The organism is Agarivorans sp. DSG3-1 (assembly GCF_046774965.1).
GTDB lineage: Bacteria > Pseudomonadota > Gammaproteobacteria > Enterobacterales > Celerinatantimonadaceae > Agarivorans.
Genome location: NZ_CP177241.1, coordinates 3627114 through 3638812 on the forward strand (window position 1 = coordinate 3627114; position 11699 = coordinate 3638812).

General features: G+C 41.1%; 11 protein-coding genes. 5 read left to right on the top strand and 6 right to left on the bottom strand.

Annotation, left to right across the window (positions count from 1 at the left end; translation table 11 throughout):
* Nucleotides 1-187 precede the first annotated feature (187 nt).
* A complete protein-coding gene (locus ACLD71_RS16850) occupies nucleotides 188-691 on the top strand; it encodes a DUF3087 family protein (RefSeq protein ID WP_137674568.1) in 504 nt (167 codons plus the stop codon).
* On the opposite strand, the gene ACLD71_RS16855 is transcribed toward ACLD71_RS16850, so the two are convergent.
* A complete protein-coding gene (locus ACLD71_RS16855) occupies nucleotides 688-1302 on the bottom strand; it encodes a single-stranded DNA-binding protein (protein WP_137674567.1) in 615 nt (204 codons plus the stop codon). The genes ACLD71_RS16850 and ACLD71_RS16855 overlap by 4 nt on opposite strands.
* 86 nt (nucleotides 1303-1388) lie before the next feature.
* Between ACLD71_RS16855 and ACLD71_RS16860 the strand changes: the two genes are divergently transcribed.
* Nucleotides 1389-2087 carry a pseudouridine synthase gene (locus ACLD71_RS16860; protein ID WP_411991422.1) on the top strand — a complete coding sequence of 233 codons (699 nt, stop codon included), beginning with the start codon at nucleotides 1389-1391 and terminating at the stop codon, nucleotides 2085-2087.
* Here ACLD71_RS16860 and ACLD71_RS16865 read toward each other — a convergent pair.
* Nucleotides 2074-3936: a diguanylate cyclase gene (locus tag ACLD71_RS16865; RefSeq protein ID WP_411991423.1), complete on the bottom strand. Its 1863-nt coding sequence runs from the start codon at nucleotides 3934-3936 to the stop codon at nucleotides 2074-2076. The genes ACLD71_RS16860 and ACLD71_RS16865 overlap by 14 nt on opposite strands.
* Nucleotides 3937-4122: 186 nt before the next feature.
* Between ACLD71_RS16865 and malZ the strand changes: the two genes are divergently transcribed.
* Nucleotides 4123-5955 (top strand): maltodextrin glucosidase, encoded by a 1833-nt coding sequence (gene malZ, locus ACLD71_RS16870; RefSeq protein ID WP_411991424.1) that lies wholly within the window; start codon nucleotides 4123-4125, stop codon nucleotides 5953-5955.
* Here the strand turns inward: malZ and rmuC are convergent.
* On the bottom strand, nucleotides 5952-7367 hold the full coding sequence (gene rmuC, locus ACLD71_RS16875; RefSeq protein ID WP_411991425.1) for a DNA recombination protein RmuC: 1416 nt from the start codon (nucleotides 7365-7367) through the stop codon (nucleotides 5952-5954). The genes malZ and rmuC overlap by 4 nt on opposite strands.
* 116 nt (nucleotides 7368-7483) lie before the next feature.
* On the opposite strand from rmuC, the gene ACLD71_RS16880 reads away from it, so the two are divergent.
* Nucleotides 7484-7768: an HlyU family transcriptional regulator gene (locus tag ACLD71_RS16880; RefSeq protein WP_303516483.1), complete on the top strand. Its 285-nt coding sequence runs from the start codon at nucleotides 7484-7486 to the stop codon at nucleotides 7766-7768.
* 2 nt (nucleotides 7769-7770) lie between these two features.
* On the opposite strand, the gene ACLD71_RS16885 is transcribed toward ACLD71_RS16880, so the two are convergent.
* On the bottom strand, nucleotides 7771-8571 hold the full coding sequence (locus tag ACLD71_RS16885) for a response regulator (RefSeq protein WP_137674561.1): 801 nt from the start codon (nucleotides 8569-8571) through the stop codon (nucleotides 7771-7773).
* Between the two features lie 146 nt (nucleotides 8572-8717).
* On the opposite strand from ACLD71_RS16885, the gene ACLD71_RS16890 reads away from it, so the two are divergent.
* Nucleotides 8718-9575, top strand: a complete 858-nt coding sequence (locus ACLD71_RS16890; protein WP_411991426.1) for a tetratricopeptide repeat protein — start codon at nucleotides 8718-8720, stop codon at nucleotides 9573-9575.
* 74 nt (nucleotides 9576-9649) lie between these two features.
* Here ACLD71_RS16890 and ACLD71_RS16895 read toward each other — a convergent pair whose 3' ends face one another.
* Entirely contained in the window at nucleotides 9650-11020 is a 1371-nt protein-coding gene (locus ACLD71_RS16895; protein WP_411991427.1) for a glycoside-pentoside-hexuronide (GPH):cation symporter, read from the bottom strand.
* A gap of 227 nt (nucleotides 11021-11247) precedes the next feature.
* Nucleotides 11248-11649 (bottom strand): nitrate/nitrite transporter NrtS, encoded by a 402-nt coding sequence (nrtS, locus tag ACLD71_RS16900; protein ID WP_137674558.1) that lies wholly within the window; start codon nucleotides 11647-11649, stop codon nucleotides 11248-11250.
* Nucleotides 11650-11699 lie beyond the last annotated feature (50 nt).

An 11699-nucleotide genomic window follows, 5' to 3' on the forward strand; every position in this document is an offset into this window, starting at 1 on the left:
TACCTAGTTAAATCAATTGTAATGATAGACCGTAAACAGTTACATGAAAACCAATAGTCTAGTTTTAACTGTACATTTTTTTAAATAGTAAACAACAGCTTACTTTACATACAATCATGCTGTTTTCATTTACCCACATTAATACACTTTGTTACTATTACTCCACTTGTTTTAGCTAGGCAGCAATATGCAACTCAAACCCGTAAATAAAGACATTTATCAAACACGCTCTCGTTACAGCTATATTGGTATTTCAGCCTTGTTGATCCTATTCACCTTAGCATGGTCAACATTTTTCATAGCCCTATTCTCTATAGGTTCAGATAACTTTTACCTCAATTTAATGGGCGTTGTAGCGGCAGTATTGTCGATTGTGCCTGTAGTACTTTTTTGTAAAACAAAGCCATGGTTTGCTGAAGTCATTTATGTCTGGGAGCTGAAACAAGAATTAAACAAAATTAACCGTAAAATGGCTGCGCTATCAACAGCCACAAAACACGGTGATGCGATAGCGTTCAGTATTATTAAATTTAGCTATTTAGGCAGCAGGCAGATATGGGAATTAGATGACAACACCTTAATGCTGAGTGAACTGGCGCTAAGTGAACAAAAGCTAGATGAACTAGCTCAAGCTCAAGGGCTTGTTATTGACACAAGCCAATACCATCAGACTCAACTAGCAAAGTATTAGTCGAGAAAGTGTAAGCAGGTGTGCCCATCTACCAATATAGGTGAGACTTTCTGGTCATCGGCAAAAGCCTTTTTTAGGCTCCCTTCAACCACCAGCTTATCGCCTAACTTTGCTTTTTTAGCTATTAGCTCTGCTGGGTAAGCCCATAAGTTACAGTTTACTCGATGCTGGGTGTCACTAAGGTCTGTAGCAAGTTGCAGTTTAATATAGCTTTGGTCGTTGACACTTTTACGTAAAGTAGAAGCATGAGCGATTTCACCAATTAATGTGACTTTATTCCAATAAAGCTGAGTTGGTCGACCTACAAAACTAAGTTGTTCAGCGTCTATAGCGCTAACAATCTCCCCAGCGGAATCTCTCTGATTTCTTAGCCGACCATTAATTACCACGCCATCCCCAGCTTTTGCGTAGCGTTTAAGTCGCTCAGCTTGCTCCCCCCGAACAGTAATTTGAAACACTTCAACCTGTTCTTTCGCTGATGATTTGGTTTTCTTTTTTACTAATACTTCAAACTGAGTGATCGCAGTTCCATCACTAAAATAGCGAAGCGTGACATCTTTAGTCACAAGGTTGCCAAGTATTTCAATATTTGAACGACAAATTACCTGCAAAAATCTTACTCCACACTGCTATATAGGGTTTGTTGAAGCATTCAGATAACGTTACTATCTGTTTTTACCTTCTGTACTAGGCCATTATGAAATACCCTTGTCGATTAGACAAATACCTTTCGAAAGCAAAACTGATTTCTCGTAGCGATGCCAAAAAGCTAATAAAAAGCAATAGACTTAAAGTAAATCAACAACTTGCTAAAAATGCACAGTTAGCCATAAAGCAAGATGACAGCGTATTTCTAGACGACCAACTACTTAGTCTACAAGAGCACTGTTACTTTATGCTAAATAAACCCAGTGGGTATTTAAGTACAGAAGCAGAAGCTAACCACCCTAGCGCATTATCGTTAATTACAGAGTTAAGCAATCCACTACATTCTGCCGGAAGGCTCGATGTTGATACGACCGGATTATTACTGCTAACCAACGACGGCCAATGGTCACACCGAGTGACTAGCCCTCGCGCAAATAAATTTAAGCAATACAGAGTGGATTTAGCGGATGCAATCGGCGAACAAGAACTACAGCAATTACGCGATGGTTTAATGCTACGCGGCGAAGACAAACCAACTAAACCGGCTCTGGTTGAGTACATAAACGCCACCCAAATAGTTTTGCAGATTAGTGAAGGGCGCTATCACCAAGTAAAACGCATGCTGGCCGCAGTGGGTAACAAAGTTGTGGGTTTACACAGAGAAAAGATAGGCGACATAGGCATAGACGCTTCGCTAAAGCCAGGTGAATATCGCGCTTTAAGGGCCGAAGAAATTAGCTGTTTTTAGCTTCCTCTACATACAACACAACTTGATTTCGACCCTGTGATTTAGCTTGATAAAGGGCACTGTCTGCTTGCTTATACAGTTTTGCAAAACTACTGTCTTTTTGATTTTCACTTAAGCCAAAACTACAGGTAAAACTCGGCTCATTGCGATCATTTTCAAAAGACAATCGTAAACGTTCTGCCAAATTCAATGCTTGAGAAACGTCAGTTTCAGGCAATAACATAATGAACTCTTCTCCCCCCCAGCGAGCCAGCAAGTCTGTCTCGCGTTTCAGTTCATTTACTTTCTCTACCAATCTAATCAAACACAAATCACCCACGTCATGACCATGTTTATCGTTTAGTTGTTTAAAGTGGTCTACATCCAACATCAAGATGGTAAAGCGCGAACCATTGCGATCGCTGCGACTTTGTTCTAAATATACTGAGTGTTCAAAGTGTCTACGGTTCGACACACCCGTTAACGGGTCAGTATTCGCTAGGCGCTGCAATTTTCGTTCTAAAGACTTTTGCGCACTAATGTCGATACTAGAGCAAACATAATTTTTTATTTCTTGATCGGCATATACCGCAGTAACCGTCATTTGCTGAATAGAAGTTACACCGTTTGAATCATGAATAGATATCTCACCTAACCAACTACCTTGTTTTTTGGCCGATTGTAAAATGGATTCAAAGCTAGGAGAGGAATGACCAAAATCAGTCATCTTTTTACCCACCATGTATTCAGCAGAAAGGCCTATTTTTCCAGCTAGGTAGCGATTCACCTTTACAATAACACCGTCAACATCAGTAATAAGCTGAGAAAACTCCCCTTCAAAAGCAGCCTGCCTCAGAGCATTAAGTTTTCGAACCACTGCTTTTTCACGGCGAATGACCTCGGTGAGGTAAGAGCCAATAAAACAACTAAACAGCGCGGCAATGTATACAACAGCGAAAAACACTAACCAATACTTACTATCTGTTATCAAATCGCGGTAGGAAATGTAGAGGAACGTTAAGTTGGGATCGTCTTCTTCTATTCCCGTTTCTTTGGTGAACATTAGCCCACCACTCACGGAGTAAGGGTCTTTTTTGTTAACAAAATCGCCTCTTAAGAAATAACTTTGTGTCAACTCATAATCGATACGGCCAACCAATTCGATTAACTTATTGTAAGTAGGTTTACTATAGTCTCCCTCAATGATGACACCTTCTTCGGTTAAGATTATCGCTCTCTCTACAAGCTGTGGTCGCCCTACAAAATGAACCGTTTGATTGATTGCTTGCTGGTCGTATTCGTTTACCATCCAACCCACCAATTTTGACCATTTATCAAACACCGGTATATAAAGAAGGTAGAAGTAAGTATTAGAAGACCTATCTAGCAATGCTTTTGAAGAAATCACACCCTCGCCGCGCCATACCAACTCTTTAAAGTAATGAGTAATGAGAGGGTTAACTTCGCTATTCCATTTTAGTTCGTGGCCTTGCTTATTTTGGTCTAAAACTAAATCAACGCGACCGTCTCGATGAATATAATAGAAATTACCTTCTAGATTAACGTCTTTAGCAATACGCTGCCATTCAGTTGCTAAAGACACCAAAGTGAGCTCATTTTCATCGTTAACGTAGTTAAGCAAACCTAAGGTACGAGTGAGTAAAGATAAACGTTGAGATAACAAACTCACCAAATGTTTGTTTGCTGTACTAAAGCCACGAAAAGACAGCTCTACCTCTTCGTCGATTTGATGCTTAACGGTGTGATAGCGATGAGAAACGACAGCAGAGAACAACAAAGTCACCAATAGTGCCCATAATGAGGCGCGTTTTTTCCATGACCAGCTATTTAGAAGAGTTGATTGCTTCAATTGCACACTTTAAGAAAATGTTTTAGTTACAACCTATTATTAAACATTTAAACAGTTTTTGCTGTTTTTTTAACTTCCACCAATGCACATAATTGCACATTAAAACAAATAATGGCTTTTTCAGTTTTCATACTTGAATGCCACAACTGAGCCAACGATACTGGTGAAAAACATAAAGGTAAATTCATGACTGATTTTCGTTTCCATCCACAAAGTCAGGTTGTTCAACAGCAAGACAGCTATTTAATTACTCTATACACCGCTATTAATCACCCTTACTCTCAAATTTTTGTGCGTGTAGAGCCTGATCATGAAGAATGGTTAATTGAGCTAAAAAAGCCTAAACAAGAAGGAAACTGGTTAAAGTGGCAAACCAAAATCCCCGTTAGCCCTCATAGCCCGTTAACCTTGTATTGCTTCAAGTTCTTATGCCAAGACCAGCAAGTGTTTTTGCATGCCGCTGGCGAATCATCTAGGCTTCCTCAAAAACATTTCCATTTTAAGATTAACCACAATGCAAAACCGCCAGCGTGGGTAAAACAGCAAGTATTTTATCAAATATTTCCAGAGCGTTTCGCTAATGGAGACCCAAATCTAACGCCAACAGATGACAGTTATAGCTACCATCGCGATGGCCGTGCGGTGGTTCAAAAGAAATGGGGGGAACCGTTAGCCAAATCTCATTCAGGAACCGGAGCAACAGAGTTTTATGGTGGTGATTTAATAGGTATCGAACAAAAGCTCGATTATTTAGACGAGCTAGGGGTTACCGCCATCTACCTCAACCCCATTTTTTGCTCGCCAAGTAATCACAAGTACGACTGTAGTAACTACTTTAAAGTAGAACCTCATTTTGGCGGGGACGATGCGCTAATTAGCTTATCTGCGAACATGAAGCAACGTGGTATGAAGTTAATGTTAGATGCGGTAGTAAACCACACTTCTAATCAACACCATTGGATGGACTACTACCAGCAAGGAATGGGCGGTGCTTATCACAACAGTGACTCTTTGTTTAAAGATTGGTACCACTTTGACAACAGCGGTAACTATTGGTCTTGGAAAGGTGTAGAGACCCTGCCTAAACTTAACTTTGCCAACCTAGAAGTACAAAAAGCGATTTACTCAAGTGAGCAATCGGTACTTAAACATTGGTTAAAGCCCCCCTTCTCTATCGATGCATGGCGCTTTGATGTGATTCATATGCTGGGTGAACATAACAGTGCACAAAATAATGCCCATTACGTAGCAGAATTTAGAAAGTCGATTAAAGAAACTAACCCTGACGCATACATGATTGGCGAGCACTTTGCCGAAGCAACTCAATGGTTACAGGGTGACCAAGAAGATGCGGCAATGAACTATTACGGTTTTAACCAACCAATTGTTGCCTTTTTAGCCAAAATGGATGTTCCGCGTTATTCGCCAATTAAACTTGATGCAAAAGGATTAGCAGAGTGGTTAGCCGAGTCTCGCGGTTCAATTCCTTTTGCTAATCAACTAGCCCAATATAACCTCTTAGACAGTCACGATACTCCCCGCTTTAGTCACTTAGTTAATGATGGCATAGATCTCAATAAAGTGGCCGCCACGCTATTACTCACCTACGTAGGCGTACCGTCAATTTATTATGGTGATGAGGTGGGTGTAACCGGCGCTAACGATCCAGATTGTCGTCGTTGTTTCCCATGGGATGAATCGCAGTGGCAGCAACCATTGTTAGCTCATTACCAGCAGTTAATCGCGTTGCGCAAACACCGAAAAGAGTTTCAAGAAGGCGATATCATTAGTTTGCTTGAAAGTGATGATGTGTGGGCATTTATACGTTGGTTACCAAAACACCATTCTATTGTGGTAATCAATCGCGGAGATGCTGCCAATATCACCTTAAACCTAAGCAATATGCAGCAATTGGCGCGTTATAGATTGATGGGAAGTATTGAAGAACTGCAGCCCAACCAACAACAACTTTCATTGTCGTTGGAAGCGCAATCGTCGTTGATATTAAGCAGTATCTAAACTGGCTCATGTTGCTGGCTATCAGCCAGCAACTTATTGTCTAAAGATTTGCTGGTATTAACCTGCAGATCTTTTAACTGCTGGGCTTGTCTAACTAAATTCCCTTTGCCAGTACTCAGTTTGTTCATCGCGCTATTGTAGCTATCAGTTGACCGCTGCAACTGTTGACCGTGATTCTGCAAATCTTCAGTAAATGCCACAAACTTATCAAACAACTTACCAGCGCGTTGCGCGATAACTTGCGCGTTTTGCTGCTGATGTTCGCTTCTCCACAAATTTTGAATCGTTCGCAATGCCACCATTAAACTACTTGGGCTAACCAGCAAAATATTCGCTTCTACACCAAACTGAACTAAAGAGGGATCTTGCTCCAGCGCACTCAAGTATGCACCTTCAATCGGCACAAATAACAGTACATAATCTAAAGACTCTAGTTGATAAAGAGTGTGGTAATCTTTCTTGCCTAAACCAATGATTTGATTACGTAAACTTTTTGCGTGCTCTTTTAGGGCAGTTTTCTTAACTTCTGTATCGTCACTGTTGAAGTAACGCTCGTAAGCCACCAAATTCACTTTAGAATCAACAATTACTGCCTTATCACCTGGCAGTTTAACCACTACATCTGGCTTTATTGTTTGTCCATGCTGATTCACACCCACTACTTGAGTTTGATATTCATGCCCTTCTCTCAATCCAGAAGATTGAAGGATTTGCTCTAGGATTAACTCGCCCCAATCCCCTTGTTGCTTGTTGTCACCTTTTAGAGCCTTAGTTAAACGCAACGCGTCATCACTCATCTGTTGGTTGAGCTGTTGTAAGGTCACTATTTGATCTTTTAGAGAGTGTCTCTGTTTAGCTTCGTTCTCATAACTCTGTTGAACTTGCTGTTTAAATCCGTCTAATTGCTGCTTTAACGGCTGCAACACAGTTTCTATGCTTTGTTTACTTTGTTGCTGTAGTTCCAAGCCTTTTTCAGAAAAAATTCGGTTAGCCAATAATTCAAACTGGGCATTTACCCGTTCTTCACTTTTTTCTAGGTAAGTAATGCGCTCTTGCAAGGTAAGATCTTTTTGTTGAAGCAACGCGCACCGCTGTTGCTCACGTTGTAACAATTGCTGGCTAGTTTCAAATTGCTCTTTAATTTCACGTAAGTATTCAACTTCATTCCGTAAACCAGCATTGCTGATCAGCTGCTCTTGCAAACTTTGTTGAGTATTGTCGAGGTTTAGTTTTAGCTCAGCTTGCTCTTGCTGTATCCGGTCAATCTGCATATCAAGCGCGGCCTTTTGCTTGTTTGCTTGACTGCCCTTTATGCTATTTATCAGCAACAGTAATAAAATAAGAATAGCGAGAGATAAGGTAATTAAAGCGCTAACTTGGTTAAATTGAGAAGAAATAAGCTCTAAGTTCACAGTAATTCCATTGCGGTTAGGGTGTTTTGCTCGTTATCATGCATCATACCGTAAACAGCTCGTTAAGCTCGTGGCTGTTTCGCATGTTTTAGCTTAAATTTAGGAAAATCATTAAGATGAGTATCTTTTCAGCTTTAAAGAAAATGTTTCAAGCCGCGCCTGTTCAGGCAAAAAGCTATCCAGAAGAGTTATACAATGAGTTTACTATTACCCCTAGCCCTCAGTCGTCAAATGGCCAGTACCGAGTGGCAGCGGTAATTAGTAAAACAATAAATGGCGAGTTAAAAGAACATACATTTATTCGTTCAGACACTTGCGCTAGCTCAGACGATGCCGCCGAGCTAGCAATGCATAAGTGCAAAACCTTTATTGATCAGATGGGCGATCAAATCTTCGACTAAATTTACACGTTTTCAAACAGTCGAGTAAGCACCTGTTTCACTGCGTCAATATCAAAGGGTTTATCCACTAAAGCAGAAACACCGCTTTGGCGAACCCCATCTAACTTGGCGCAGTTATTTTCCGATGTCACCATCAAGGCTGGAATATCACAAAATTTAGGGTGTTGCCTTAAGGCTTCGATTAACGCTGCACCATCCATAACCGGCATGTTGTAGTCGGTAATGACCAAATCAACTTCATTCTGCTCCAAAATAGCTAGCGCTTCTTGGCCATGTTCAGCCACTAGCAAATTAACCAATCCAATATTTTCAAGCACCTTAGAGATGTGTCGACGCGCAGTTTGGCTGTCGTCAACGACCAAAATGGTTTTATCGGAAATGTCCAGATTATTAATCACTTGGCTGTCTGGCTCAATGTAACTAATCGTAGCCTGTAAAGCCGCTAACAAGTGAGTAAACTCAAAAGGCTTTGGCAGCATGGCAATTACACCAGCTTGCTTTATCGCGTCTAGAGTATGGTGACAAGCCTCACTAGAAATAAGCATAAATGCAATATCTCGGCTTAAGTCGTTTGCGCGAAGTTGTTGCACTAAATCCGTAGCGGTACCATCGCTAAAGTACATCGAACTTACCACCAAATCTGGTGCCGTTTTAATCGCGAGTTCCAGCGCTTGTTGGCAGTTCTCTGCCATTAAGAAGTTATCAATGCCTGCTTCGTGTAAGCGAGTGCGAATGATATTACGCTGCATGTTTGAAGGCTCTACCAATAAGATCGTAAGATCTGCTAACGACAATGATTCCATAACACCCTGTTTGAACTTTCAAATGATGATGTAGTTTACTCCTTTAAAGCCCGCTTTTTTATCGCTAATTTGCTAATCTAGAACTCTTACTTGAAAAACATGCATTTAGTCACCAAATTAAGGCTAAACAATTAACGGAAAACACTATGCAGCCTACACCGTCTGTTATCGATATTAGTTTTGAGAATGCCCAACAGGTACTTATTGAAGGTTCACTAAACCAACCTGTGGTCGTCCACTTTTGGTCTCCTTCTAGTCCGCAATGTGAACCGCTATTTGGCTTGTTGCAGCAAATCCACCAGCAAACCGGTGGTAGTTTTGTTCTTGCTAGAGTGAATATGGATGAGCTTGCGCCCTTAGCGCAGCAACTTGGCGTGACTCAAGCGCCAGCCGTCGTCATTCTTAAAGAAGGTCGCCCAGTTGACGGATTTGCCGACATCCCATCTCCTGAAGACGTGATGCAAACTATTGTGCGCCATTTACCGCCACCAGAAGAGCAACTTTTTGCTAAAGCAAAAGCCTTGCTGGAAGCTGACCAACAAAGTGAAGCCTTAAGTGCCATTAAAGAAGCACACCAACTAGCACCGCAACGCAACGATATTATTTTGGTGCTGATCCAGGCCTTGTTAAATAACCAACAAGCCGCTGAAGCAGAAACTTTGCTTAATGCCTTGCCACTTGAAGAACAACAAGCTGATTACCATGAGCTGAAAAGCCAATTAGAGTTATTACAAGCTGCTGCTGAAAGCCCAGAGATTAAGGCTTTGGAAGAAAAGCTTAATGGCAGTGAAGATAGCCCAGAGCTACGCGTAAGTTTAGCCATCCAATACTCACAAGCAGGCCGTAATCAAGAAGCTTTAGAGTTGCTGTATGCGATTTTACAAAGCAACCTAGAGGCTGCAGACGGCCAAGTTAAGAAAAACTTCTTAGATATACTGGCGACCTTAAACGGTGACCCACTGTCTTCGCAATTTAGACGTAAGTACTTTAGCTTACTGTATTAAGCGAACATCAAAGCGCGCCAAACTAAAAAAGCCAATATCACTGATATTGGCTTTTTTTGGATACTCAAAACAGATTAAACAACTTGAGCTTGTAACTTGGTTTCCGCTTGTTCATTTTGTTGTTTTATCAATTGCAGTTTATTCTCGTCTAAACGATAAAAGTGCATAACAAAAACTAACGAGATAAAGAACACACCAGGGATAAAGGTATACAATAAGTTGATCCATGTAATTGCTTGGTTAGATTGTAATTCCGCTCCGCCAACGTAACCGGCTCCAGCTAGTATCCAACCTACCATTGCGCCACCTACTGCAATACCGGCTTTAATCGCAAACAAGTTAGTTGAAAATACCATTCCACTTAGCGAGCGACCGCTGCGCGATTTCTCGTAATCAACAACATCACTCATCATGCTCCATAACAATGGCGTGGTACTCATTTGAACCACACTTAGCACAATCATCACCACAAAGATCAACATGATGTTAGTGGGTTCAATAAAGAACATCGACGCCGATAAAATACCAGAAATGCCAATCAGCACTTTATAGGTTTTTATTTTGTCAAAACGCCCTAGTACTGGTGCAGAAGCCAGCGCACCAACAATATTAGCGAGCATACCCGCCACCATCATCATTGTCGCCAGATCAGGGCGCCCCATTACACTATTTACGTAATACATAGTTGAAGCTGCTTTAAGCACAATGCCAGTTAGCAGCACAATATTTAAAATAAATAATACTCGCCATTGGGTGTTTTTCCACAGCAGTTTTACATCGCTAAACGTTGAACCTTTCTTCGCTTCACTAAGCTCTGTTGTGTGGTGTTCTTTTGTATTGGCAAAGCAATAGAAAAATAACAACATTGCGCCAATGCCCATTATGATCATGGCGCCTAAATAGCCTTTCTGCTCATCTCCTTGCCCAATGTAGTCAACCAAAGGTAAGGCCACTAATGCCACTACTAAACCGCCCGCAGTGCTTAATCCAAAACGATAAGACTGCAATGAAACTCGCTGCTTAGGGTCGTTAGTCATAGCGTTAGCCATAGCGCAATAAGGCACGTTAATCGCGGTGTACATTAAGGTAAGCAGAATATACGAGCAGTATGCGTAAATAATTTTGCCAGTAGAGCCTAAATCAGGCGTGTAGAAAGTGATCATGCACGCCACGCCAAACGGCACCGCCATCCAAAGAATATAAGGACGAAATTGTCCGTGTTTGGTTCGAGTGCGGTCAACCAACGAGCCCATTAAGGGATCAGTGACAGCGTCGATAAACCGAACCAATAAAAACATAGTTCCCATATGGATAGGTGATAAACCATAAACATCGGTGTAGTAATAAGCCAAAAATAGCATGACAGTTTGCCATACAAAGTTACATCCCGTGTCGCCCAAGCCGTAGGCAATTTTTTCCTTAACCGTTAGGTTAATTGTGCTCATAAAATCTCCGCAATAAAACATGTTGTGTCGAGTGGTATTCTCTTTTACGAACAATTAGCAGACTATTATGTTAAGGGTTGCGGATATTACGATATATATCTAGTGTGAGGTACAGCAAGCTATAAAAAAGTTTTTGTTATTTAATAAACTGAAACACAAGGTCAAATTAGCGACTTTGGTTAAAGCGAGCAGCTTGTTAGATGAATAAGAGGTTTCAAGAAGTTACTTTATTGTGACGGCTTAGACGACTTAATGACCGCTAACAGCGCTTGTTGTTGGGTTTGTAAGTCTTCAATGGTTTCTTTAGCATTGTTGGCGAGTGTTTCGTAATCACCGGTATCGTTGATAGAACAACGTAATTTTTGACCAATTTCAGACAACGACTGGTTAATTTGGATTAATGCAGTTTCTGCTGGTGGCTGTTTAGAGATATTACTATTAGCAGCAGGTGCTTGATTAGCCATAACACCACTAAAGTAAGAAACGATAAATGGTACACAGTAAGTAAATAGCAACGCTCCCCAGTTAGCCGCAGCGCCATTAATAACATCCCACTGGTTTATTAGGTTTAATAAAGACCCGACTATTAACGCTACCAACAGCGCCCGTTTAGCAATTTTTTTGTTCATGTGCTCTTCATCCCTCACCCGATATAACCGAGACCACGCTAATGCTAACA